At 74.0% G+C, this 25,220-nt stretch carries 18 protein-coding genes and 1 pseudogene; 4 read left to right on the top strand and 15 right to left on the bottom strand.

What is annotated here, in order from left to right; translation table 11 throughout:
- Positions 1 to 90 precede the first annotated feature (90 nt).
- Positions 91 to 1,494: a uracil-xanthine permease family protein gene (locus tag ACH5AO_RS33675; protein ID WP_398931387.1), complete on the top strand. Its 1,404-nt coding sequence runs from the start codon at positions 91 to 93 to the stop codon at positions 1,492 to 1,494.
- Here ACH5AO_RS33675 and ACH5AO_RS33680 read toward each other — a convergent pair.
- Positions 1,476 to 2,612, bottom strand: coding sequence for a glycoside hydrolase family 6 protein (locus tag ACH5AO_RS33680; RefSeq protein WP_398931418.1), 1,137 nt, complete (start codon positions 2,610 to 2,612; stop codon positions 1,476 to 1,478). The two genes, ACH5AO_RS33675 and ACH5AO_RS33680, sit on opposite strands and share 19 nt — an antisense overlap.
- Before the next feature lie 173 nt (positions 2,613 to 2,785).
- Between ACH5AO_RS33680 and ACH5AO_RS33685 the strand changes: the two genes are divergently transcribed.
- Positions 2,786 to 3,472 carry a DUF5995 family protein gene (locus ACH5AO_RS33685; RefSeq protein ID WP_398931389.1) on the top strand — a complete coding sequence of 229 codons (687 nt, stop codon included), beginning with the start codon at positions 2,786 to 2,788 and terminating at the stop codon, positions 3,470 to 3,472.
- A 21-nt stretch (positions 3,473 to 3,493) separates the two neighbouring features.
- On the opposite strand, the gene ACH5AO_RS33690 is transcribed toward ACH5AO_RS33685, so the two are convergent.
- The 10 genes and pseudogenes from ACH5AO_RS33690 to rpe form a co-directional block, all read right to left on the bottom strand.
- A complete protein-coding gene (locus tag ACH5AO_RS33690) occupies positions 3,494 to 5,191 on the bottom strand; it encodes a flavin monoamine oxidase family protein (RefSeq protein WP_398931391.1) in 1,698 nt (565 codons plus the stop codon).
- Positions 5,192 to 5,243: 52 nt separating this feature from the next.
- Entirely contained in the window at positions 5,244 to 6,032 is a 789-nt protein-coding gene (locus ACH5AO_RS33695; protein WP_398931393.1) for a carbon-nitrogen hydrolase family protein, read from the bottom strand.
- 475 nt (positions 6,033 to 6,507) lie between these two features.
- Entirely contained in the window at positions 6,508 to 7,701 is a 1,194-nt protein-coding gene (locus ACH5AO_RS33700; protein ID WP_398931395.1) for an MFS transporter, read from the bottom strand.
- Between the two features lie 161 nt (positions 7,702 to 7,862).
- Positions 7,863 to 10,035 (bottom strand): annotated as a pseudogene (locus ACH5AO_RS33705) (bifunctional polysaccharide deacetylase/glycosyltransferase family 2 protein).
- A complete protein-coding gene (locus tag ACH5AO_RS33710) occupies positions 10,035 to 10,763 on the bottom strand; it encodes a hypothetical protein (RefSeq protein ID WP_398931397.1) in 729 nt (242 codons plus the stop codon). Before ACH5AO_RS33710 ends, ACH5AO_RS33705 begins: the two are co-directional and overlap by 1 nt.
- Positions 10,764 to 10,792: 29 nt before the next feature.
- Positions 10,793 to 11,245: an Lrp/AsnC family transcriptional regulator gene (locus ACH5AO_RS33715; RefSeq protein WP_398931399.1), complete on the bottom strand. Its 453-nt coding sequence runs from the start codon at positions 11,243 to 11,245 to the stop codon at positions 10,793 to 10,795.
- A gap of 10 nt (positions 11,246 to 11,255) precedes the next feature.
- Complete coding sequence (locus ACH5AO_RS33720; RefSeq protein ID WP_398931401.1) at positions 11,256 to 12,734, bottom strand: amino acid permease; 1,479 nt, start codon at positions 12,732 to 12,734, stop codon at positions 11,256 to 11,258.
- A 276-nt stretch (positions 12,735 to 13,010) separates the two neighbouring features.
- Positions 13,011 to 14,453, bottom strand: coding sequence for a GuaB1 family IMP dehydrogenase-related protein (locus tag ACH5AO_RS33725; RefSeq protein WP_398931420.1), 1,443 nt, complete (start codon positions 14,451 to 14,453; stop codon positions 13,011 to 13,013).
- A gap of 625 nt (positions 14,454 to 15,078) precedes the next feature.
- The gene (locus tag ACH5AO_RS33730) at positions 15,079 to 16,122 is read right to left on the bottom strand and encodes a sugar-binding transcriptional regulator (RefSeq protein WP_217129967.1); all 1,044 of its coding nucleotides are present in this window, start codon (positions 16,120 to 16,122) and stop codon (positions 15,079 to 15,081) included.
- 78 nt (positions 16,123 to 16,200) lie between these two features.
- Positions 16,201 to 16,887: a ribulose-phosphate 3-epimerase gene (rpe, locus tag ACH5AO_RS33735; RefSeq protein WP_398931403.1), complete on the bottom strand. Its 687-nt coding sequence runs from the start codon at positions 16,885 to 16,887 to the stop codon at positions 16,201 to 16,203.
- A 160-nt stretch (positions 16,888 to 17,047) separates the two neighbouring features.
- On the opposite strand from rpe, the gene ACH5AO_RS33740 reads away from it, so the two are divergent.
- A complete protein-coding gene (locus ACH5AO_RS33740) occupies positions 17,048 to 19,189 on the top strand; it encodes an MMPL family transporter (RefSeq protein WP_398931405.1) in 2,142 nt (713 codons plus the stop codon).
- Here the strand turns inward: ACH5AO_RS33740 and ACH5AO_RS33745 are convergent.
- Both ACH5AO_RS33745 and fmt read right to left on the bottom strand, forming a co-directional pair.
- A complete protein-coding gene (locus ACH5AO_RS33745; protein ID WP_398931407.1) occupies positions 19,170 to 20,588 on the bottom strand; it encodes an RsmB/NOP family class I SAM-dependent RNA methyltransferase in 1,419 nt (472 codons plus the stop codon). The genes ACH5AO_RS33740 and ACH5AO_RS33745 overlap by 20 nt on opposite strands.
- 66 nt (positions 20,589 to 20,654) lie before the next feature.
- Positions 20,655 to 21,587 carry a methionyl-tRNA formyltransferase gene (gene fmt, locus ACH5AO_RS33750; protein ID WP_398931409.1) on the bottom strand — a complete coding sequence of 311 codons (933 nt, stop codon included), beginning with the start codon at positions 21,585 to 21,587 and terminating at the stop codon, positions 20,655 to 20,657.
- 327 nt (positions 21,588 to 21,914) lie between these two features.
- Here fmt and ACH5AO_RS33755 point away from each other — a divergent pair, with 327 nt between their 5' ends.
- Positions 21,915 to 22,448: a hypothetical protein gene (locus ACH5AO_RS33755; protein ID WP_398931411.1), complete on the top strand. Its 534-nt coding sequence runs from the start codon at positions 21,915 to 21,917 to the stop codon at positions 22,446 to 22,448.
- An 81-nt stretch (positions 22,449 to 22,529) separates the two neighbouring features.
- Here the strand turns inward: ACH5AO_RS33755 and ACH5AO_RS33760 are convergent, their stop codons facing one another.
- Together ACH5AO_RS33760 and ACH5AO_RS33765 are read right to left on the bottom strand one after the other, a co-directional pair.
- Positions 22,530 to 24,677, bottom strand: a complete 2,148-nt coding sequence (locus ACH5AO_RS33760) for a primosomal protein N' (RefSeq protein ID WP_398931412.1) — start codon at positions 24,675 to 24,677, stop codon at positions 22,530 to 22,532.
- Between the two features lie 324 nt (positions 24,678 to 25,001).
- A partial coding sequence (locus ACH5AO_RS33765) for a methionine adenosyltransferase domain-containing protein (protein WP_398931414.1) occupies positions 25,002 to 25,220 on the bottom strand: 219 nt, incomplete at its 5' end.

Genomic DNA, 25,220 nt, shown 5'->3' on the forward strand with positions numbered 1-25,220 from the left:
TCGGCCGTGCCCGCCCACCTGTACGAACCACCGCTGCCCAGCCCGCACAATGGTCCGGACACCCTGCACGTACGACGAAAGCGACAGCCCATGGATCTCGGCGTCCGGTGGAAACTGCACGGCGACGGACGCACCCCGGCCCCCGGCGCGGTGGTCCGCCCCGACGAACGGCTCTCCTGGCCCCGCACGGCGGGTCTGGGTGCCCAGCACGTCGTGGCGATGTTCGGGGCGTCCTTCGTCGCCCCGGTGCTCATGGGTCTGGACCCCAACCTGGCGATCATGATGTCGGGTGTCGCGACCGTCGTCTTCCTGCTCGCCACCCGCGGCCGGGTGCCGAGTTACCTCGGCTGCTCGCTCTCCTTCGTCGGCGTCGCCGCGGTCATCCGGGCCGACGGCGGCTCCAGCGCCACCGTCACCGGCGCCGTGTTCGTGGTGGGGGGCGCGCTGTTCCTGGTGGGTCTCGCGGTGCGGCGGTTCGGGGCGCGGATCATCCACGCCGCGATGCCGCCGGTCGTCACCGGCGCGGTGGTGATGCTCATCGGCTTCAACCTGGCACCGGTGACCGCCTCCACCTACTGGCCGCAGGACCAGTGGACCGCCCTGTCCGTGATGCTGTTCACCGGGCTCGCCGTGGTCTGCCTGCGCGGCTTCTGGTCCCGCGTCGCGATCTTCCTCGGACTGGTCTTCGGGTACGCCCTGTCCTGGGCGCTCGACCGGGTCTTCGGGAAGATCCACTCGGCGGACGCGAGCGGCAAGGTCACCGACCACTGGCGCCTGGACCTGTCCGGCGTGGGCCAGGCCGACTGGATCGGCCTGCCGACCCTGCACGGCCCGTCCTTCGAGTGGTCGGCGGTCCTGGTCGCCCTGCCGGTGGTCATCGCGCTCATCGCCGAGAACGCCGGGCACGTCAAGGCGGTCGGCGAGATGACCGGGGACAACCTCGACGACAAGCTCGGCACGGCCATCTCCGCCGACGGTGTCGGCTCCATGCTGTCCACCGCGGTCGGCGGCCCGCCCAACACCACCTACTCCGAGAACATCGGCGTGATGGCCGCGACCCGCGTCTACTCCACGGCCGCGTACTGGGCCGCCGCCGGCTTCGCCCTGCTGTTCGGCGTGTGCCCGAAGTTCGGCGCGGTCGTGGCGGCCGTCCCGGGTGGGGTCCTCGGCGGGATCACCGTCATCCTGTACGGCATGATCGGCCTGCTCGGCGCGCAGATCTGGACCAACGCCAAGGTGGACCTGCGCAATCCGCTGAACCTGGTGCCGGCCGCGGCGGGCATCATCATCGGCGTCGGCAACGTCTCGATGGAGTTCACCGACACCTTCTCGCTCAGCGGCATCGCGCTCGGCACGCTGGTCGTCATCACCGGCTACCACGCGCTGCGCGCCTTCGCGCCCGCCCACCTCAAGACGCAGGAGCCGCTGCTCGACGAGGGCACGTCCTCCTACGACACCGACGGCGCCGAAGGCGATCAGCGCGCCAAGTCGTAGGCGTACGACGGGGTGAAGGTGCCCGGCGCCCCCTTGCAGCCGTCGGACTCCCCCGGCAGCTTCACCCACAGGTAGGCGTCGATTCCGGCCTCCCCGGTGCTCAGCGTCGGGGTCCGGCCGAGCTTGCGGCCGGCCGGGTCGCACCATGCGCCGTCCGCCGGGGCGCCGTTGCCGTTGCGGCTGGTGTCGATCACCGCGCCGAGGCCCGGCGGGCCGTCGAGGGCGTCGAGCACGGCACGGTCGTAGGCGACCTCGTCGGCGGTGGAGTGGAAGTTGGAGACGTTGCTGAAGACGCCGTCGGAGGAGGCGGCCGAGGCGGCCCCGGCCTGCCGCAGCAGGGCGGCCTGCTCGGCGGGCGCGTGCCAGCCGGAGTGCCCGGCGTCGAAGTAGACCCGCGCCCGGGGGTTGGCGTCCTTCAGCACCCGGCCGGCCCGGGCCAGCGAGGCGAAGCGGTCGGCGCGCCGCCCGGCGGGGAGGCACTCGGACTGGGCGATCGCGTCGGGCTCCAGGATCACGATGACCTCGCCGTCGCCCAGTCCGGCGGCGAACCGGTCGATCCAGGCGTCGTAGGCGGCCAGATCGGGCGCCCCGCCCTCGGAGTGCCCGCCGCAGTCGCGGTCGGGGATCGCGTACGGCACGAGGACCGGCGTCCGGCCCCGCGCCGCGCCGCCCGACGTCACGGCACGCACCCGGGAGGTGATCAACTCCGGGGAGTGGTCCGCGAACCACACGGCCGCCGGCTGGTCGGCTATCCGGGACTCGATGACCGCGCGGCGCGGGTCGTCGGGGTTGGTCCGCAGCCAGTCCAGGACCTGGGAGTCGGGGTGACGGTAGAGGCGGGTGGACACGGGGGCGGTCCACCGCTTCCTCTCGGCCTCGGACGCGGACGCCCTCGGACTCGTCCCCTCCTGCGGACCCGCCGTGGGGGAAGGGGACTTCGACGCCGACGGGAAGACCGTCGGGGAGGGCGACGGCGACGGCACGGTGGGCAGCGATTCCAGCCGTGGTGACGAGGTCACCACGGGGCGGGCCTCGTCCGCGCGGCGTCCGTCGCCGACCGCCGACATCATCCCGGCGGCGGTGCCGACCGCGACCACCACGGAGGCCGCCGCGACCATCGCGCCGCGCCGGGCGGCACGCCGGCGCTCGGCCCTCCGCGCGGACAGGCGCTGGGTACGCGGGCCTGACACAGTACTGCTCCCCCTCCCCCACGACGGGCGCGTTCCCCCGTTCCGGGGAAGCGTCGGGCCCGCCGCCACTGGTTCCACCCTAAAGGTGCGACTCTGCGCTCATGCCGCAACGCGAACAAGTCCTCACATCTGTGGACGGGGTCATCTCCCGTATGCGCGCGCTCGACGCGGCCCTGCCCGCGCGGGACGGGGTCGCGGTGTTCAACCGCGTCTACCTCACCGTCACGGAGGCCGTGGACCGGCGGATCGACGCGGGCCGGTTCCCGGACGCGCGGGCGGCGATCACGCTGGACGTGCGGTTCGCGGAGCGCTATCTGGCGGCGGTGGACGCGGTGGCCCGGGAGCTGCGGCCACCGGCCTGCTGGCGCCCGCTGTTCCAGTTCCGCCGGCATCCCGGAGTACGCCCGCTGCAGTTCGCGCTCGCGGGCGTCAACGCGCACATCGGCCACGATCTCGCGCTCGCCGTCGTGGACACCTGTCGTACGCTCGCCTGCGAACCCGTGGACCTGGAGGACGAGTTCGACCACGTGGGCGACATCCTCCTGTCGTTGGAGGACCGGATCCGCGAGGAGCTGACCCCGGGCCCCGAGCTGCTGCGGATCGCCGACCCGCTGACCCATCTGCTGGGCGCGTGGAGCCTGGAACGCGCCCGGGAGGCGGCCTGGACGGCGGCCCGCGCCCTGTGGGCGCTGCGCGGACTGCCGGACGTCGCCGGGGAGTTCACCGAACGCCTGGACACGGCGGTGGGCTTCGCCGGCCGCATGCTGCTCACCCCGCTGCCGGACTGATCCGGCGGCGGGGAGGCGGGCTCAGTCCTCGGGGAGTTCGACCGGGGCGATCTCGTCGTAGAGATCGCCGGGGCCCGGGTTGGTCGGGTCGGTCTCGCCGCCGAAGTGGTGCATGACGCCCCAGACCGCGTTCAGCGCGGTCTGGACGGCGCCCTCCGCCCAGCCGGCCGTCCAGGAGATGTCGTCGCCGGCGAGGAAGATGCCCCGCTTGTCCTCGGGCAGCGCCTCCTGCATGAAGTGGGTGAACAGGCGGCGCTGGTAGCGATAGTGGCCGGGCAGGTTGGCCTTGAACGCGCCCATGAAGTAGGGCTCGTTCTCCCAGGAGACGGTCACCGGGTTGCCGATGATGTGCTTCCGGATGTCGACCTTCGGGTAGATCTCGCCGAGCGACTTCAGCATGACCTCCATCCGCTCGTTCGCGGACAGCGGCAGCCACTTCAGGCTGTCGTCGCACCAGGTGTAGGAGAGGCAGATGACGGCGGGCTTGTCGGGGCCGTCGTCGAGGAGGTACGTGCCGCGCGTCATGCGGTCGGTGAGCGTCATCGACATGACGTCCCGGCCGGTCTCCTCGTCCTTGTCCAGCCAGAACGGCCGGTCCACGGGCACGAAGAGCTTGGAGCTCTCCATGTAGTGGGTGCGCTCGATGGCGGTCCAGTGGTCGATCGGGAAGAGCGAGTCGTCGCAGGCGATCTTGGACAGCAGCATCCAGGACTGGGCGGTGAAGATCGCCGCCCGGTAGGTGCGGATGTCCCCGTCGGCGTCCGTCACCGTGATCCGGTTGCCCGCGGTGCGGTTGAGCCGGGTGACCGCCGGGCGGGGCTCGCCGTCCTGGTGCAGGGACTTCAGCGAGGTGCCGTACGGCCAGTGGACGATCTTCTCCGGCTCGCGCTCCCACAGACGCAGGGGCAGCTGCTGGGAGCCGCCGACGATGCCGCGGTGGTGGTCGTCGGCCTCGGTGTAGACGACGCGGAGGATCTCCAGGATGGAGTTGGGGAAGTCGGTGTCCCAGCCGCCGGTGCCGAAGCCGACCTGGCCGAAGATCTCGCGGTGGCGGAAGGACTTGAAGGCCTCGGAGTCGCAGAGGAAGCCGTAGAAGGTCTGGTTGTCGAGCTTCTCGACCAGCTTCGCCCAGATCTCCCGGATGCGCGGGACGTCGCGCTCGCGCAGGGCGCGGTTCATGTCGGAGAAGTCGGCGCCCTCTTCGAGGCACTTGCCCCAGGCGTCGGCGACGTCCCGGTAGACCTGGGGCAGGTCGTCGAGGGTTTCGGCGTAGTGCGACTCGCCCTTGAGGTCGACGACGGTGGACGGCGTCGCCTCGGCGAGGGGATTGGGGAAGGGACGGGTCCGGAGACCCACCAGGTCGATGTAGTGCTGGAGCGCCGTGGAGGACGGCGGGAAGCGCATCGCGCCCATCTCGGCGGTCAGGGAGTCGTCGCACCCGTCGAAGCCGACGGTGCGCAGCCGGCCGCCGATCCGGTCGGCCTCGTACACGACCGGCTTGAGGCCCATCTTCATCAGCTCGTACGCGGCGACGATGCCGGACAGGCCGCCGCCGATCACCGCGACCTCGGTGCCGTGTTCGGTCGCCGGTATCTGTCCGAGGCCCGCCGGGTGGGCGAGGAAGTCGTCGTACGCGTACGGGAAGTCCGGGCCGAACATGGTGATCGGCGGCTGCTGCTCGTCGGCGTGCTCGATCGCGTTGGGCACGGTGGACGTCATGGGGTACGGACTCCTTGCACGGGTGAAGCGGGGGTGGGGCGGGAGCGGGGGTTCAGACGAGGGACCCGTAGAGGCCGGGGCGGCGGTCGGCCAGGTACGGGTTGTTCTCACGGGACGCGGCGAGGAGGACGGGGTCGGCGTCGGCGACGACGAGTTCCTCGGTGCGGCCGGCCCGGGTGCGGGCGACTCCGTCGGGGGCCGCGAGCGTGGACAGGCCCACGAACTCGAACTCGCCCTCCTGGCCGACCCGGTTGACGTACGCGATGTACATCTGGTTCTCGAACGCCCGCACCGGTACGACGGACTCGGCGACGAACTGGAACGGGTGCAGCTGTGCCGTGGGCACCAGGAGGAGGTCGGTGCCGGCCAGCGCGTGGGAGCGCACGTTCTCCGGGAACTCGACGTCGTAGCAGATCATCAGGCCGACGGTGAGGCCGTCGATCTCGGCCTGCACGACGGCTCGCTCTCCCGGGGTGAAGTGGTCCCGCTCGAAGCAGCCGTAGAGGTGGGTCTTGCGGTAGTTCGCGAGGCGGGTGCCGGCGGCGGAGATCAGCTGTACGGAGTTGAAGACGCGCTCGCCGTCCCGCTCGGGGTAGCTGTAGGCGACCGCGAGGCCGTGCCGGGTGGCGGTCTCCGCGATCGCGTCGGCCGCGTCGCCGTCGGCGGGCTCGGCGAGCCGGCCGAGGTCGTCGCCGATCGCGTACCCCGTGAGGAACAGCTCCGAGGTGACGAGCAGCCCGGCGCCCGCGGCGGCGGCGCGGGCGGCCGCCTCGTCGAGGACCTTGAGGTTCTCGACGACGGATCCGGGGCGGCCGGAGCTCTGGAGCAGGGCGGTGCGCATGCGTGTTCCTCACCGGTACGCGGGGGTTTCGGGGGGTCGGATAGACGGTACGGGCGGGCGGCTCGGGGGGACAAGGCGGAGCCGTTGCGCGTCGGTGAGGGGTTTGTTGCGCGTGAGGTAGGGCGGGCGGCGATTCGTTGCGCGGCGCGCGGCGCTTCCGCGGTGGGTTCGGAGGGCGGCGCCGTGTGGGGTGCCCCGGCGTCGGTGCGGCCCGGCGTGCTACGGGGTGCTCCACGTTGGTGTGGGCCGGGGGTGGGGTTGCGCGGCCCGGCGCTTGCGGGGTGCCTCCCCCACTCTCGGCTCCGCTCGAGCGGGAGGTACCCCCACCGCCCACCCGTGCCGCCCTGGGGGCACCTCCCAGGCCCTTGAGGCACTGGGGGAGGCACGACTGCCCGCGGGAGCGGCAGGGAGGGGACGGGGGTGGCCGCCCGCAGTGGCCGGCGTGTCCACTCCCCGCGGGCGCTACGGCGGGTTCTCACGTACGGCGTGTCCTGGCGGCCCCGGTGAGCAGCAGGGCCGCCGTCGCCAGGTACGGCAGCGCGAACACCGCGAAAGCGGTGCTGTGGGCGCTGCCCGAGGCGATCAGCGCGTAACCGCCGTAGACCGCCACCGTCGCCAGTTCCGTGCCCAGGCCCGCCACCGAGGTGAGGGTGGCCCGGCCGGTGTCCTCGATGCGCCGCTGGAGACGGGCGTCGGCCAGTACCGTCGCCGCCTGGAAGCCGCCGAAGGCGAGGGCGACGAGACCCAGCCCCCAGGGGGTGCCGTCGGCCGCGCCGGCGGCCAGGGCGAGACCGGAGCCGGCCAGCAGCGCGGCGAGCCCGGCCGTGCCGAGCCGCTCGCCCTCACCGGCCAGCAGGCTCCCGGCGGTGGCGCCGGCCCAGATCAGCAGGAGCAGGTAGGGGACGGTCCCGTCGGCGGCCCCGGTCTCCCGCACCAGCAGGGGCGTGTACTCGTCGAGGGCGCCCCATACCGCGCCGACGGCCGGGACGAGCAGCAGCGCCCCGCGTACGGACCGGTCGGCGCGGGCCCCGGCGAGCCCGGCGCGCAGGGTCGCCGTCCAGTTCTCCTGCCCGGTCTTCGGCGAGCGGCGCTCGGGGAACCGGAGCGCCGTGGCCGCCGCCAGCAGGCACACCAGCACGCTGGCGGCCCCGACGGCGGTGTGGCCGCCCCAGGTGAGCACGGGGCCGGCGAGTCCCATCGCCGCCATCACCGCGACCAGCCCGGCCGCACGGGCCCGGCCCATGATCCGGGCGTAGCGGCCGGCCGCGTCGAGCCGTTCCAGTTCGTCGTAGACCAGCGCCTCCAGCGCACCGGAGCCGAGCGCCCCGCCGGCGCCCCACAGCACGAAGCCGAGGGCGAAGGCGCCGTACGACGGGACGAGCACCCACAGGGCGAAGCCGGTGGCGGTGAGCAGCGGGCCGAGCCACAGCAGCAGCCGGCGCGAGACGGCGTCGGCCCAGACACCGGAGGGGACCTCCAGCAGCACACCGGTCACCGACCAGAGGGCGAACAGGGAGGAGATCTGCCCGACGGACAGGCCGGTGTCGCTGAACAGCAGCGCGTACACCGGGTAGAGCAGGACGAAGTCTTCGAGGAACGCGTAGCCGTACAGCGTGGTCGTCAGCCGTCGCACGCGGACGTCGGAGGCACGCGTGGGCGTGAGAGTCATGAGGCCTTCCCGTAGGGGCGGTTCGGACACCGGACGTCGAGGACGTACGGCGGCCGAGGCGGTCCTCGGGAGGCGCGGCCGGTGGATCAATGTCGCCAGGTCATGACCCTCATGCTAGACCGGCCGTGCGGGGTCCCGCCCGGTGTTTCCGCGGTCGGAGCTCACCGTTCCCGGACGGGGAACCGGGGCGGCAGCACGACGTCGCCGCTGCGCTTGAGGCGTTGCCAGGGCAGCCGGTACCCGTTGACCGCGGTGAGGCAGGCCTGGACGAGCACCAGGTACATGAGCTGGCGGTAGACGATCTGCTGCAGCGGGAGCGTCCACAGCGGCCGGAGGCTCTCGCCGTCGAGGCGGAAGGCGTAGGCCGCGCAGAGGGTCTGCACGGCCAGCACACCGGCCCACGCCAGCATCGTGCGGAGCGGGTTCCCGAAGACCAGGCCATAGACGGTCAGCAGGTCGATCAGCGGGGCGAGGAGCGGGGTGAGGATCTGGAAGACGGCCAGCAGGGGCAGCCCGAGGCGGCCGAAGTGTCCCGCGTGGCCGCGCTCGACCAACGCGCGGCGGTGCTTCCACGCGGCCTGCAGGGTGCCGTAGCTCCAGCGGTAGCGCTGGCGCCACAGTTGCCGCAGGGTGGCCGGCGCCTCGGTCCAGGCGAGCGCGTCCTCGGTGTAGCGGACCTCCCACCCGGCCCGGTGCAGGGCCATGGTGATGTCGGTGTCCTCGGCGAGGGTGTCGCCGCTCATCATCCCGGCGTCCCGCAGGGCCGTGACGCGAAAGGCCCCGACGGCGCCGGGGACGGTCGGCATGCAGCGCAGCAGGTCGTAGCTGCGGCGGTCCAGGTTGAAGCCCATCACGTACTCGATGTGCTGCCAACGGCCCAGCAGGCCCCGGCGGTTGCCCACCTTGGCGTTGCCGGCGGTGGCGCCGACGGCCGGGTCGGCGAACGGCTGGACGAGGCGGTGGACGGTCGAGGGGGCGAAGACCGTGTCGGCGTCGAGCATGACGACGAGGTCGTGGGAGGCCCGCCGGACGCCGGCGTCGAGGGCCGACGCCTTGCCGCCGTTCGGCCGGCGGAGCACCGTGATCCCCGGGAGGCCGAGCGACTCGGCGACGTCGGCGGTGCCGTCGTCGGAACCGTCGTCCACGACGATGATCTCCACGGGGTGATCGCTCGCGGCGAGCGAGCGGAGCGTCTTGGCGATGCACAGCCTCTCGTTGTACGCGGGGACGACGACACTGACGGGCCGGGTGACGGGCCGGCCTGCGCCGGGGGGGCGGGCGCCGGTGGACGTGGTGGTGGGCGAGGACCAGCATCAGCGCGCACCGTGCGAGGACGAGCGCCCCGACGACCAGCAGCAGCACGCCCACGGCCGACACCGCCGTGTCCGACACGGCCACGGCGGCCACGAACGCCCGGCCCTTCCACCGGGTTCCCGTGTCGACGGGGCTGGTGAGACCGTCGGTGCCGACGAGGCCGGCGATCGTGGTGAAGCGGTAGCCCTGGGCCTGGAGCCGGGGGATGAGGATGTCCAGCGCCCGGACGGTCTGCGACCGGTCCCCGCCCGAGTCGTGCAGGAGGACGACCGCTCCCCGGCCCGGCACGTGCGGTGTGGCCGCGTCGGCGATCGCCCGCGCGCCCGGCCGTCGCCAGTCCCTGGTGTCCTGGTCGACGAACGCCAGCACGTAGCCCTTCTCGCCCAGGCGCCGGGCGACGGACCAGGCCGGTCCGTCCAGTGCGGTGGTGGTCGAGGAGTACGGCATCCGCAGGAGCGAGCTGTTGACGCCCCCGGCTCCGGCGAGGGCGAGCTGGGTCAGCGCCAGCTCGCGGTCGGTCTCGGCCGCGGACAGGGTGGCCAGGTCCCGGTGGGAGAAGGTGTGCACCCCGATCTCGTGACCGGAGCGGATCAGGTCCCGCAGGATTCCGGGGTGGCGCACGGCCTGCCGGCCGGTGACGAAGAAGGTGCCGGGCGCGCCGTGGCGGTCGAGGACGGCCCGGATCCGGGGTGTCCAGGCGGGGTCCGGGCCGTCGTCGAAGGTCAGGACCACCGTTCTGTCGGGTGCCCGGTAGGTGCGCGGGGGGTCCTGGGCGGTGTCGACGACCGGGCCGCCGCCGGTGACCTCCCGGGGGACGCCGGTGGCCGGTTTCCCGGCGCGTCCCTCCTGGTCCCCGGAGAAGCCCCGGGTGGTGTAGCCCTCGACCAGGAGCACCGAGACGACGAAGGCCAGCAGGACGAGTGGGACGACGATGCGGAAGCGGTGCCGGGACGGCAGGGGCGCCCGGGTCCGTCGCGGCCCGGGTGTCGCCGGCGGGGGACGGACCGGCCTACGGCGCATCAGGGGGTCCCGGCCACGGGCGCGTCACCGCCGGGGGCGTCGGACGGTGCCTGCGGCGGCTCGGACGGACCGGGGGGCGGGGTGGGCGGGGGCGTGTCCGGCGGGGGCTCCGGGGCGGGCGGCTCGTCCGTCCCAGGGGGCGGACCGTCCGGGGGCGGCTCGGGGGCGGGTTCGCTTCCGGTGCCGGGACCGGGTGCGGACGGGTCGTCGGGGGCGGGTGCGTCGGGGGCGGGTGCGTCGGGCTCCTGCGGTGCCGGCGGAACGCCGGTCGCGGGGGAATCCGGTTCGGCCGGGACCGGGGGCACCGGTCCACCGGGAACGAGCGGGACCGCGGGGGTGAGGAGCGGACCGCCGGGCGGCGTGAGCAGGGGAACCGGCGGGGAGCCCGGGCCCACCGCCGTACCGGCGTCACCGAAGTCGCTCCGCCCCGGGTCGAGCACACCGCCGGGCGGCCGGGGTCCGTCGTCCGGTTCCCCTTCCCGGTCCGGCGCCGAGGGGGCCGTGGCCTCTCCGGGAAGGGGCGGCAGCAGGACGCCCGGGGCGAACGGGGTCGCCCCCATGAGGCTCAGTACCAGCACCATCAGGTACGCGGCCGCCAGCCCGGCCACGCCGTATCCGGTGCGCCGGAGCGTCCGCGCGCGCCTGCCGGTGGAGTCGACGAACACGGGGAAGCCCGGATCGGCCGGGGAGACGGTCCGCATATGTCCGGAATCATCATGACTCCGCATGGAGTCAGCGTACGCCGGAACGGGCCTCCCTACGCGGGCGATCCCGACGAGAACCGGCGCAGCAGCGGGGAGAGCACCAGCACGGACTTCGTCCGCTCGACGAACGGCTCGCCCGCGATGCGTTCCAGGACCCGTTCGAAGTGGCGCATGTCGGAGGCGAAGACCTGGGCGACCGCGTCCGCGTCACCGGTGACGGTGGAGGCGGCCACGACCTCCTGGTAGCGCTCCAGTCCCCGCCGGATGGTCTCCGGGGAGGTGTTGCTGCGGCAGTAGATCTCGACGAACCCCTCCGTCTGCCAGCCGAGGGCGGCCGGGTCGACCCGTACGGTGAACCCGGTGATGGCCCTGGTGGCGCGCAGCCGGTCCACCCGCCGTTTCACGGCGGGGGCGGACAGGCCGACGAGCTGGCCGATGTCCGCGTAGGAGCGGCGGGCGTCCTCGGCGAGGGCGTGCACGATGCGTTCGTCGAGATCGTTCAGCACTGCGGGTGGTTCACTTCGCTTCTGGTGCGGCGGGGGCGGCGAGCCGGGAGCGGCGGTGGCCGTACAGGAAGTAGAACACGAGCCCGGCGGCCATCCAGACACCGAAGACCACCCAGGTGATCGTGGACAGGCTGCCCATCATCCACAGGCAGAACGCGAAGCCGAGGGCCGGCATGAGCGGGGACAGCGGCACGCGGAAGGTGCGGGGCATCTCCGGACGCGTCCGGCGCAGCACCACGACGGCGACGTTGACCAGCGCGAAGGCGAACAGGGTGCCGATGCTGGTGGCGTCGGCGAGCTGGCCGAGCGGGATGGCGGCGGCCAGTACACCGCAGAAGAGGGAGACGATCAGGGTGTTGGCACGGGGCGTGCCGGTCCTCGGGCTGACCTTGCCGAACACCTTGGGCACCAGTCCGTCCCGGGCCATGGCGAACAGGATGCGGGTCTGGCCGTAGAGCACGGTCAGGACGACGCTGGCGATGGCGATGACGGCGCAGAACGCCAGCAGGGTGCCCCAGAAGCTCTGGCCGGTGACCTCGCGCATGATCTGGGCGAGCGTGGCCTCGGAGTCGGTGAACCGCTGCCAGGGCTTGGCGCCCACGGCGACGGCGGCGACCAGGACGTACAGCGCGGTGATGACGGCGAGCGACAGCAGGATCGCGCGGGGCAGGTCGCGCTGGGCGTCCTTCGCCTCCTCACCGGCGGTGGAGGCGGCGTCGAAGCCGATGTACGAGAAGAAGAGCGTCGCCCCGGCGGCGCTGACGCCGGCCATGCCGAGCGGCATGAAGTTCTCGTAGTTGCCGGAGCGGAAGCCCTGGACGCCGATGGCGCAGAACAGCACCAGCGCGCCGATCTTCACGAGGACCATGATCGTGTTGGCGCGGGCGGACTCGCGGGCGCCGCCCATCAGGAACGCCATGGCGAGCAGGACGACGATCAGCGCGGGCAGGTTGAAGACGCCGCCGTCGCCGGGCGGGGCGGAGAGCGCGTCCGGGATGGTGACGCCGATGGTGCCGTCGAGGAGTTCGTTGAGGTACTCGCCCCAGCCGACGGCGACGGCGGCGACCGAGACCCCGTACTCCAGCATCAGGCACCAGCCGCAGACCCAGGCGACCAGCTCGCCCATCGTTGCGTACGCATACGAGTAGGAGGAGCCGGAGACCGGGATGGTGCCCGCCAGCTCGGCGTAGGAGAGGGCGGAGAAGAGGGCCGTCAGACCGGCGATGACGAAGGAGAGCGTGACGGCCGGGCCGGCCTTGGGGACGGCCTCGCCGAGGACGACGAAGATGCCGGTGCCGAGGGTGGCACCGATGCTGATCATGGTCAGCTGCCACAGCCCGAGGGACCGCCGCAGGGAGCCGCCCTCGCCCTGGCCACCCTCCGCGACCAGGTGTTCCACGGGCTTGCGGCGCATCAGGCGCGCGACGGGGCCCGGGGGCGGCGGGGTGGCGGGGCGGCCGTTGTGCGGGGGTGCGCCTTGGTCGAGCACGCGCTGACTCCTTTGTCGCTGCCGGGCTTCCGAGGCAGGGGACCGACGGCGTCCCGCGACAGCCGGGACCCGTCGAGCGGGGTCCCCGCCACACACGTACAGCGCGTAACCCTACGAGGTTCTCCGTTGCTCCTGAAATGCAGCAACCTTGCGCACTCCCGCAAGATCATTGCGTTGCCGGCGGGGAGGCGGGTGTTCGTTGCGCGGGGGCTTTCGACCGTTGCGCACCGGCCCCCGCCGGTCCTCGGGCGGGGGCCGGGCGCGGGTGAGGGCCCGTCAGTTCCAGCTGGCGTGCAGCGGCTTGCCCTCGGCGTAGCCGGCGGCGCTCTGGACGCCGACGACGGCCTTCTCGGCGAACTCCTCGAGCGATCCGGCCCCGGCGTAGGTGCAGGAGGAGCGGACGCCCGCGATGATCGAGTCGATCAGGTCCTCGACGCCGGGCCGGGTGGGGTCGAGGAACATGCGGGAGGTGGAGATGCCCTCCTCGAACAACGCCTTGCGGGCGCGGTCGTACGCCGACTCCTCGGAGGTGCGGTTGCGCACGGCACGCGCGGAGGCCATGCCGAAGGACTCCTTGTAGGGGCGGCCGTCCGCGTCGTGCTGGAGGTCGCCCGGGGACTCGTGGGTCCCGGCGAACCAGGAGCCGATCATCACGTTGGACGCGCCGGCGGCGAGCGCCATCGCCACGTCGCGCGGGTGGCGGACACCGCCGTCGGCCCACACGTGCTTGCCGTACTTCCTCGCCTCGGCGGCGCACTCCAGGACGGCGGAGAATTGCGGCCGGCCGACGCCGGTCATCATGCGGGTGGTGCACATGGCGCCGGGGCCCACGCCGACCTTGACGATGTCGGCGCCGGCCTCGATCAGGTCGCGGACGCCCGCGGCGGCGACGACGTTGCCGGCGACGATCGGCACCCGCGGGTCGAGGTCACGCACCAGCTTCAGCGCGCCGATCATCGACTCCTGGTGCCCGTGCGCGGTGTCGATGACGAGCGTGTCGACGCCTGCGTCCAGCAGCTGCCGGGCCTTGCCGGCCACGTCGCCGTTGATGCCGACGGCGGCGGCTATGCGGAGCCTGCCCCGCGCGTCGGTGGCCGGGGTGTACAGGGTGGCGCGCAGGGCGCCCTTGCGGGTCAGGATGCCCGCCAGACGGCCGTCCTCGTCGACGGCGGGGGCGTAGCGGCGGTTGGCGGTGTCGAGGGTGTTGAAGGCCTCGCGCGGGTCCGTGTCCGCGTCGATGAGGATCAGGTCCTTGGACATGACCTCTTCGAGCTGGGTGAAGCGGTCCACGCCGGACAGGTCGGTGTCGGTGACCACGCCGACCGGCTTGTGGTCCCCGTCGACGACGACACCGGCGTTGTGCGCGCGCTTGGGCAGCAGGGCGAGCGCGTCGGCGACGGTCTGGTGCGGGGCCAGCACGATCGGGGTGTCCAGGACGAGGTGGCGGCCCTTGACCCAGGAGACGACCTCGGTGACGACCTCGATCGGGATGTCCTGCGGGATGACGACGAGTCCACCGCGCCGGGCCACGGTCTCGGCCATGCGGCGGCCGGCGATGGCGGTCATGTTGGCGACGACCAGCGGGATGGTGGTGCCGGTGCCGTCCGGGGAGCTGAGGTCCACGGCCTGCCGCGAGCCGACCGCGGAGCGGCTCGGCACCATGAAGACGTCGTCGTACGTCAGGTCGTACGCGGGCTGGATGTCGTTGAGGAAACGCACGTGCTGCACATCCCAGTCGATCAGAGGTGGCCCCCGGACAGGTCAGCCAGGGGGAAGAGCACGTACTTCATTGTCCCATGTCGACCGGAACGCCATCTCCGGGCGGATCGTCCAGGCTGGTCAGAGCCCTGCTCGGAGGATCCTCCGAGATCCGGGGCCACGACGGGGGACGGCGTCCGGCCGGCCGTCCCGGCGCGCACGTCCCGGGCGGTCGTCCGCTCCGCGCGACGCGCCGCCGCGCACGACGGTCGGCGCCCGCTCCACGGCTCCCTCGGGCCGGACGGTGTGATCGGAGAGGGAGCCGGCGGGAGCGCCCCGGTCGCGGCCGGACCGGTCGGCGTCCGTGCCGGGGCCGCGGGCCCTCGGAGCCGCCGGGGACGGCGCCGTCCCGGTCGTACGGGACGAGGCCGCCCGCGACGACGGGCTCCCGGGTGCGGCACGCCTCGGCGGGCGGGCGGGCCGCCCGGACGGTGCCCGTGCCGCCGGTCCACGCGGGCGCCGGCCCGCCCGTCGCCGGCGGACGAACGGGCGGACGGCAGGGCGATCGGGCAGCCGGCGGGAGCAGGGCCTGTCGCGCGGCACCGTGCGGCCGGTGCCGCCGGGCCCGCCCCCGCCTCACCCGCCGTCAGGGGCCGTCCGGGTCCGCGCGGTTGAGGGCGGATCGCGGGGTGGTCCCCGCCGTCATCAGGTAGTCCGCGGCCGACGTGTCCGTCACCAGGCTGGTGACGAGACCGGAGCGCAGTACGGCGTCGATCGCGGGCCCCTTGCGCTGACCGCCCGCGATCGCGACGACCTCGGGAACCCGGCGCAGTTGGTCGGTCTTGACCGTGATGCACCGCTCCCCCAGGTCCCGGCCGACCCGGCGCCCCTCCGCGTCGAAGAGGTGCGCGGACATCTCCGCGGCGACCCCGAGGGAGGCGTAGTGCGCCCGCTCCTCGTCGCTGAGCATGTCGTGCACCGTGGAGATGCCCGGCTCCCAGGAGCCGATGGAGACGCAGGCGACGGTGACCTTGTCGAAGTACTCGAAGGCCCGCGCGATCCCGGTCTGGTGGCGCAGCGCCTGGGCGGTGGCCGCGTCCGGCAGCAGCATCGGCGCGTAGATGGGGTGGGCGTCGCCGCCCGACACCTGCGCGGCGCGCCGCACGGCCTCCACCGAGCCGCGCTCGGCGGTCCCGGCGTCGTAGACGCCCGTGAGCTGCACGACCGTACAGGGCGGCAGCCGGTCCAGGGCCGCCGCCATGTGGATGGTGGACCGGCCCCAGGCCAGGCCCAGCACGTCCCCCTCGTTGACCAGCTCGCCGAGCAGGTCGGCGGCCACCTCTCCCAGGTTCTCGGGGTCGGGTGTCTCCGCGGCCTCGGCCGGGGACTCGACCACGACGGCGTGCCTCAGGCCGTACCGGGCGCGGAGCGCGTCGGAGCGCTCGGCGTCCAGCTCGGCCGGCACGCGGATCTCGATCCGTACGAGATCCCGTTCGAGGGCGGTCTCCAGGACCCGGGCCACCTTGAAGCGGCTGACGCCGAACTCCTCGGCGATCTGGATCTTGGATTTGCCCTCGAGGTAGAAGCGGCGGGCCATGGCCGCCGCCTGCACCAGCTCAGCGGGTCCCATCCGCATGGCTGACCGGCCCGCCGACATACCCGACACGGCGATCTCCTCACTGCTGTTCACACTCTGGATTCGCCGTTCATCCTTGCAGATCCGGCGCGGTCGATCAGCCCTGCCGGGCGCCGTTCATGTTCCTGACGCTCAGTGGCCGCATGCCCACGACGCCCCGGCCGTCGCGGCCTCGGCCTGGTCGCGCAGCGCGCGTACCGCCTCGGCCGGGTCCGCCGCCCCGTACACGGCGGAACCCGCGACGAAGACGTCGGCGCCGGCGTCGGCGCACCGCTCGATGGTGGACGCCGAGACCCCGCCGTCGACCTGGAGCCACATCTCGAGGCCGTGCTTGTTGATCAACTCGCGGGTGCGGCGAATCTTCGGAAGCATGATGTCGAGGAAGGCCTGGCCCCCGAAGCCCGGCTCGACCGTCATGATCAGCAGCATGTCGAGTTCGGGGAGCAGGTCCTCGTACGGCTCGACGGGGGTCGCCGGCCTCAGCGCCATGGAGGCGCGGGCGCCCTTGGCGCGGATCTCCCGGGCGAGCCGCACGGGCGCGGTGGCCGCCTCGACGTGGAAGGTGACCGAACCGGCCCCCGCCTCCACGTACTGGGGCGCCCACCGGTCGGGGGCCTCGATCATCAGATGGCAGTCCAGCGGGGTGTCCGTCGCACGGGCGAGCGACTCCACGACCGGCACGCCGAGCGTGAGGTTCGGGACGAAATGGTTGTCCATGACGTCGACGTGGAGCCAGTCGGCTCCTTCCACCGCCTTCGCCTCGTCGGCGAGGCGGGCGAAGTCGGCGGACAGGATGCTGGGGCTGATCTGCGGGGCCATGCGTCAAGACTGCCATGCCCTCCGGGGGTTGTGTGCGCGGGCCCCGTGCGGGGACGGTGGTGCGTGACCCGCGGGCCGGTCGCGGCCGGCCGTGCCCGCCCGGCGGAGCCGCGGACGTCATTGCTCCGCGCCCCCCTGGGGCGCTCTCGCGGAGGTCTCCATGACAGGTGGCCGTGGTGTCGCGCACCTCGTGTGCGGACGGCGTTCCAAGTGGCTGGTGCTCGGGCTGTGGGTCGTGGTGCTGTTCCTGACGGCGCCGTTCGCCCAGAGGCTGACCGACGCGCAGGACAACGACGCGGCGTCGTGGCTGCCGGGGTCCGCCGAGTCCACGCAGGTGCTGGAGATCTCCGAGGGCTTCCGGCCCGAACGGATCCCCGCGATCGTGGTCTACGCGCGGGACGACGGACTGACGGCCGCCGACCGGGCGCGGATCGCCGGGGACGTGGAGCAGCTGAAGCGGCTGAGCGACCACGGCGTCAGGGGTGACGAGACCCTCGGCCCGGTCTTCGACCGGGAGGCCGGTCCCCGGGCGGCGCAGGTCCTCGTGCCGATCACGATGGACGAGCGGGGCTGGGAGCGGATCGGAGCCGCGGTCGACTCCGTGCGGGACCGCGTCGGCGGGAGCGGCGACGGGCTCGCGGTGCACATCACCGGCCCCGCCGGCACGTCCGCCGACTTCGCCGAGGCGTTCGAGGGCATCGACTCCACGCTGCTGCTGTCCGCGATGGCCGTCGTCGTCGTGATGCTGCTGATCACCTACCGCAGCCCCACCCTGCTGCTGGTGCCGCTGCTCGCGGTGATCTGCGCGCTGTTCACGGCGCAGGCCCTGATCTACTTCCTGGCCGAGTACGCGGGGCTGACGGTCAACGGGCAGAGCGCCGGCATCCTCACCGTGCTGGTCTTCGGCGCGGGCACCGACTACGCCCTGCTGCTGGTCGCCCGCTACCGGGAGGAGCTGCGCCGGCACGAGGACCGGCACGAGGCGATGGCGCTGGCCCTGCACCGCGCGGGCCCGGCGGTGCTCGCCTCCGGCGCGACCGTCGTCCTGAGCATGCTGGTGCTGCTGACCGCCGAGATGAACTCCACCCGGGGACTCGGCCCGGTCGCCGCGATCGGGGTCGCGGTCGCCCTGCTGGCCATGCTGACGCTGTTCCCGGCGCTGCTGGTCATCTGCGGCCGGTGGATCTTCTGGCCGGTGATCCCGCACCACGGCGCCCCCGACCCGACCGAGCGGGGCGTGTGGGCCCGCACGGGCCGCCGCATCGCCCGCCGTCCGCGCCTGGTCTGGGGGGTGACGGCGGTGGTGCTGGCGGTCTGCTCGCTGGGCCTGGTCCAGCTCCGCGCGGAGGGCATCGGCAACGCGGACGCGTTCACCGGGAAACCGGACTCGATCACCGGGCAGGAGGTCTCCGCGCGGTACTTCCCGGCCGGCAGCGGCGATCCGCTGGTCGTCGTCGCCGGTCAGGCGCGGGCCGAGCGGGTGGGCCGCGCGGTCGCCGGTACGGAGGGGGTCGTCCCGGAGTCCCTCGGGGTGCCCCCGGGCACGAAGCCGTCGTTCGAGGGCAAGGTGCTCTTCGAGGCCACCATGACCGCCCCGTCGGACAGCGAGGCGGCCAAGCGGACCGTGGAGCGGGTCCGCGACGCCGTGCACGCGGTACCGGACGCCGACGCGCGGGTGGGCGGCGGTACGGCGGCGCTGCTGGACATGGACGAGGCGACCGCCCACGACAACACGCTGATCATCCCGCTGGTGCTGGTGGTCGTCCTGCTGATCCTGTGCGTGCTGCTGCGCGCCCTGATCGCCCCGCTGCTGCTGATCGCGACGGTGATCCTGTCGTTCGCGGCGGCGCTCGGCCTCAGTGCCCTGGCCTTCCGGCACGTCTTCGACCACGCGGGCGAGTCGACCGACTTCCCGCTGTTCGTCTTCGTCTTCCTGGTGGCCCTGGGCATCGACTACAACATCTTCCTGACCACCCGCATCCGCGAGGAGGCCGCCCGTCGGGGCACCCGGCCCGGCGTGGTCACCGGCCTCGCGGCCACGGGCGCCGTCATCACCTCGGCGGGCCTGGTCCTCGCCGGCACCTTCGCCGCCCTCGGCACGCTGCCCATGGTCGCGTTCGCCGAGATCGGCTTCGCGGTCGCCCTGGGCGTGCTGCTGGACACCTTCGTCGTACGGTCGGTGCTGGTCACGTCCCTGCTCCTGGACGTGGGCCCGAAGGTGTGGTGGCCGCACCGGCTGGCCCGCGGGGACGGCGGCGAGGTGGGGGAGCCCGAGGAGAGCCTCAGCCGGTCCGGCGGATGAGGGCCAGGTACATCGCGTCGGTGCCGTGCAGGTGCGGCCACAGCTGTACGTCGGGGCCCTCGCCCAGATCCGGTACGCCGGGCAGCATCGGCCGGGCGTCGATCAGGTCGGCCTCCGGGAACTGCTTGAGGAGGTCGGCGACCACGGCCCGGGTCTCCGCGAGGTGCGGGGAGCAGGTGGCGTAGCCGACGACACCGCCGACCCGTACGGACTCCAGGGCGGTGCGCAGCAGCCCGCGCTGGAGGGGGGCGAAGCCGTCCAGGTCCTCCGGGCGGCGCCGCCAGCGCGCCTCGGGGCGGCGGCGCAGGGCGCCGAGGCCGGTGCACGGCACGTCGACCAGCACCCGGTCGAAGCTGCCGGGCCGCCACGGCGGGCGCGTCCCGTCGGCGGCGACGACCTGGTACGGCCCCGGGTTCCCGGCGAGCGCCTTCGCCACCAGGCCGGCCCGGTGCGGCTGCTTCTCGGAGGCCAGCAGCACGGCGCCCCGCTCGGCGGCGAGCGCGCCGAGCAGCGCGGCCTTCCCGCCCGGTCCGGCGCACCCGTCCAGCCACATCCGGTCGGGGCCCTCGACGGGCGCGTTCGCGAGCGCGAGCGCGACGAGCTGGCTGCCCTCGTCCTGGACGCCGGCCCGGCCCTGGGCGACCGCCGGGACGGCGCCCGGCTCCCCACCCTCGGTGAGCCGCACCGCGTACGGCGACCAGAGGCCGGCGACGGCGGCCTCCTCGTCGAGCAGTTCGGTGGTGGTAGCCCGCCCGGGGCGGGCGACCAGGGTCACCTCGGGCCGCTCGTTGTCGGCCCGCAGCAGCTCCTCGATGCCGGCGCGTCCCCCGCCGAGGGAGTCCCACAGCGCGGAGACGACCCAGCGGGGGTGCGAGTGCACGACGGCGAGGTGGTCCTCGGGGTCCTCGTCGTAGGGCGGCGCGACCCGCTCCAGCCAGCCGTCGAGGTCGTCCTGCGCGATCTTGCGCAGCACGGCGTTGACGAACTTGGCGCGGCCGTCGCCGAGCACCACCCGGGCCAGCTCGACCGTGGCGGACACGGCGGCGTGCGTCGGGATGCGCGTGCCCAGCAGCTGGTGCGCGCCGAGGTTCAGCACGTCCAGCACCGGCGGGTCCACCTCGCGCAGCGGCCGGTCGACGCAGGCGGCGACGATCGCGTCGTACGTCCCCTGGCGGCGCAGCGTGCCGTACACCAGCTCGGTGGCCAGCGCCGCGTCGCGTGCGTCGAAGTCGCCGTTCTCGCGCGCCTTGCGCAGCAGCGGGGGCAGGACGAGGTTGGCGTACGCGTCCCGCTCGTCGACGGCCCGCAGGGCCTCGAAGGCGAGGACGCGGACGGGGTCCTTCTTGGGCCGGCGGTAGGGCTTGGCGGGCCTGTGGGGCCGACGGGGCTGGTCGCTCACGAAAAAGGTGCTCCGGATGTGGGGTGAAGTGCGCTCTCCAGCCTACGTCGTGGAGATCCGGGGGCGTCAGGCGCCGACGGTCTCCCCGGCGGCGATCCGCACCCCGCGCGCCCAGTCCGCCGCCCGCATCGGCTTCTTGCCCTGGGGCTGCACCCACAGCAGCTCCACGGCGTACGAACCGGTGCCCACGTACACGTTGTTCTTCCCGGCGGACAGCTGCCCGGGCGCGAGGTCGGTCAGGTCCGGTACGGGGGCGGCCTGGACGATCTTCAGCCGCTCGCCCCGGAAGGTGGTCCAGGCGCCGGGCGCGGGGGTGCAGCCGCGCACCACCCGGTCGACGCGCAGCGCCGGGGTGTTCCAGTCGACGCGGGCGTCCTCGACGGTGACCTTGGGGGCGAGGCTGACGCCGTCGGCGGGCTGCGGTACGGCCTTCAGGGTGCCGTCCTCGATGCCGTCCATGGTGGCGGCGAGCAGCCCGGCGCCGGCGAAGGCGAGCCGGGTGAGCAGGTCGCCGCTGGTGTCGGTGGGGCGGATCTCCTCCGTGATGGTGCCGTAGACGGGGCCGGAGTCGAGGCCCTCCTCGATGAGGAAGGTGGCGGCGCCGGTGATCTCGTCGCCGGCCATGACGGCGTGCTGCACGGGTGCGGCGCCGCGCCAGGCGGGCAGCAGCGAGAAGTGCAGGTTGACCCAGCCCCGGGCGGGGATGTCGAGGGCGGCCCTGGGCAGGAGGGCGCCGTAGGCGACGACGGGGCAGCAGTCAGGCGCGATCTCCTCGAGCCGCTCCAGGAACTCGGGTTCCCTGGGCTTCACCGGCTTCAGCACCTCGATCCCGGCCTCCTCCGCCCGCTCGGCGACGGGGGAGGCGACCAGCCTGCGCCCCCGCCCGGCGGGCGCGTCGGGCCGCGTGACGACGGCGGCCACCTCGTGCCGCCCGGAGGCGAGAAGAGCGTCCAGTGCGGGAACGGCGACCTCGGGGGTACCGGCGAAGACGAGCTTCATGGGGTGCTTGGGGCCTCTCGGGCGAGGACGGACACGGGTGGCGCACCAGTCTATGGGGGTGTCGACGGAACCACTCGTGCGGGGAGAGCCGCCGGCGAGGCCGCCCCACGGCGCGCCGCCCCCTCCCGACGTACCGGGAACAGGTGTGCGCGGGTGGAGGACACGCCGAGGCCGAGGGCCGGGGCGCGTCCCGCGCGGGGGCGTACGCATATGCCGCCACGCCCCACCCCGTGACCAGCGGAGCGCCTACGCGTTGGTCAAGAAAGAGTTGACCAAGGGCCCCGACACGGGCCCGATTCCTTTCACGCCGGTTCGAGAGGCTTGTTCATGGCCGACCACGCAACCCACGACGCCCAGGCTCGGGCCAGCCTGCACTTGCTGGTGCGGGACATCGAGCGGGTCCGCCGGCAGGTGGACGCGCTGCGCACGCTCACCGCCCAGCTGGGCAACGTCTACCGCCCGCGCCGCTCCGGCCCTTCCACGGGCTTCGTCGTCTACGGACGCGCTCCCGCCCCCACGGTCCGTCTCGCCCAGGAACTGCGGGACAGTGTCGAGACCCTGGTCACGGCTGCCGTGGACTTCGACCGTTCCCTGGGCTTCTCGTGGGACGCCGTGGGCTCGGCGCTCGGAGTCACCAAGCAGGCGGTCCACCGCCGCTACGGCGCCCGCCGCGCCGCCGCCCAGGCCGCCACGGCCACCACGGAGGCGTCGGGCGCCCGCACGGTGAACGCGGTCGCCGGCGTCACCACGGTGCCGACGGTCCCCGCGGCCCACTCCATGCCGACCCAGCCCACGGCGGGCAGTCCGTCCCTCCTCGACGACCCGCGCCCGACGGCCCTGCCCTCCCCCCGCAACGGCTGAGCCCTCGCCCGTCACGCCCTCACCACACCCCTGCCACGCCCTCCCGGACGCCCCGGGAGGGCGTGGCGCGTCCCGGCGGGTTCAGCCGATGTCCGGAGGGTCGACGCGGACCCATACGGGGGTGGTCCCGCCCCGGGCCGTGCGTGCCGCCTGGGCGGACTTCAGTGCGGCGGCCAGCGCGGCACCGTTGCCGGGAGGCACCCGGACCAGCGCCCTGTCCCAGTGCTCTCCGGGGGGCGGCGCGCCCGGCCGGCGCGGGCGGCCCGCCGGGGTGACCGGCAGGGGTACCGGGCCCAGGACCTCCGCCCGCGCGGGCAGCTCCACCGCGCGGAGGAACTCGGCCACCGCCTCACCCGGCCCCGACACCGCCGCCATCCGGGACACCGGCGGGAACCCCAGTTCACCCCGCTCGGCCAGTTCCCGTACCGCGTGCCCGACCGGGTCCCACCGGACCAGCGCCTGCACGGGCCGCAGGGTCGGCTCGGCGACCACGACCACCGTGCCGCCCGCCGACTGCGGCCGGACCAGCGCCGCCGCGCCGATCCAGCGGCGCAACGCGTCCTCCCCGGCCCGCAGGTCGGGCCGGCCCAGCATGGCCCACCCGTCCAGCAGCAGCGCCGCCGCGTATCCGCCCTCGGCCACCGGCTCCGCGCCGGGGGTGCTCACCACCAGCGCGGGTGTCCCCGGCACCGTGTCCAGCACGTGCTCGCGCCCGGAGGTGCGCACCGGGACCGCGGGGAAGGCGCGGCCCAGCTCCTCGGCGGTCCGCCGGGCCCCGACCACCTGGGCCCGCAGCCGGAACCCGCCGCACTCGGGGCAGTGCCAGCTGCTCTCCTCGCGCCCGCACCACTCGCACCGCAGCTCGTCGGCCCCCTGTGCCTGCAGCGGCCCGGAGCAGTGCCGGCACCGCGCGGGGGCCCGGCAGCCGGCGCACGCCATCCGCGGCACGTATCCACGGCGGGGCACCTGCACGAGCACCGGCCCGTGCCGCAGCCCTTCCCTGGCGGCCTGCCAGGCGAGGCTCGGCAACCGCGCCGCGCGGGCGGCCTCGTCACGCGCGAGGTCCCCGTCCCCCACGGTCCGCACCAGCGGCGCGGCGGCCCGCACCCGCTCCCGCCCGGCGACCAGCGGCCGGGCCCAGCCGGTCTCCACCAGCTGGGCGGCCTCCACGGTGCAGTGCCGGCTGCCCAGCAGGAAGCCGCACCTGTCCTGCGCCGCCCGCAGCAGCAGCACCTCACGGGCGTGCGGCTGCGGGGCGTGCGGCTCGCTGTGGCTGTCGTCGCCGTCGTCCCAGACGGCGACGAGTCCGAGGTCCCGCACCGGCGCGAACATCGCCGCCCGCGTCCCGACGACGGCCCGTACGGAGCCCCGCCGCACGGCGAGCCACCGCTCGTACCGCTTCTCCGGCCCGGCGTCGGCGGTGAGGACCGCGTGCCGTCCCTCCCCCAGCAGTTCGGTGAGCGCCGCGTCGACGCGGGCCACGGCCCTCCCGTCCGGCAGGACGACCAGCGCGCCCCGCCCGGAGGCCAGGGTCGCGGCGACGGCGCGGGCCAGTTCCTCGCTCCACCGCGGTCCCGGCAGCGCGTTCCACACGGCCCGTGGGGCGCCTCCCGAGGCCAGCGACTCCAGGAAGGCCGGCCCCTGCTCGTACCGCTCCCAGGAGCCGGGGGCGGGCGCCGGGGGCGGCGGCAGCGGGTCGGGCGAGGGCTGTCGCTCCGCGCGGGCGTTGCGCGGCGGCACGGCGAGCTGGAGGACGTCGGCGAGGCTGCCCGCGTACCGGTCGGCGACCGCACGGGCGAGGCCCAGCAGCTCCTCGCCGAGCACCGGTTCGGGCGAGACCACCTGCGCCAGTGCCGCCAGGGGTCCCGAGTAGTCGGACTCGGCGAGGCGCTCGACGAGGAACCCGTCGATCAGTCCGCCGCCCTCGCGCCGCCCCTCGCGCACCCGGTGCCGTCCGGCCCCGAACCGCACCCGCACCCGCACCCCCGGCTGCGCGTCGGCGTCCAGTTCCTCGGGCACGGCGTAGTCGAAGTAGCGGTCGAGGTGGAGCACGCCCTTGTCGACGAGGACCCGGGCGACGGGCAGCTCCTTGGCGAGCGCGGCACCGCGCCAGGTGCGGGGTTTGGCCCGGGGCGCCTTGGCCTTGCGCATGCTCTCCCGGATGAGCGCGAGCTGTTCGGGCGGCGCGCCCTCCGCGCCACCCTCCGGCTGTCCGTTCTCGCTGCTCACGCCTGCATTCTTACCAAACGCCACTGACAGCGACGCCGGCCCGAGGTCGAGCCGGGTACGGATCACGAACGCCCGAGGGCGCTTCTGCCTTGGGCCGCTCGGCCATACCGGTCCGGGACCGGCAGCAGGATTCGAACCTGCGAGGGCTGTCACCCGGAAGTATCCGTGCCCTTCGCACCGGGCCGTGGCGTCGCCGCACTCCCAGCGTAGGGCTCGCTCCCGCGGAGTGCGCGGGCATGTACGGCGGAGCGGCTCCGTACGCGCCGAGGCCCGGCGGCCCCTCGGGAGGGGTCGCCGGGCCTCGGGGAGACGCGGGGGTGGGACCTACAGCCCCGCCGCCTTGCGCAGGGCGTCCACGCGGTCGGTGCGCTCCCAGGTGAAGTCGGGCAGCTCACGGCCGAAGTGGCCGTAGGCGGCGGTCTGGGCGTAGATCGGGCGCAGCAGGTCCAGGTCGCGGATGATCGCGGCCGGGCGGAGGTCGAAGACCTCGTCGATGGCCTTCTCGATCTTCTCGGTGTCGATCGTGGCGGTGCCGAAGGTCTC

This window comes from Streptomyces sp. NPDC018964, assembly GCF_044390325.1.
Lineage (GTDB): Bacteria > Actinomycetota > Actinomycetes > Streptomycetales > Streptomycetaceae > Streptomyces.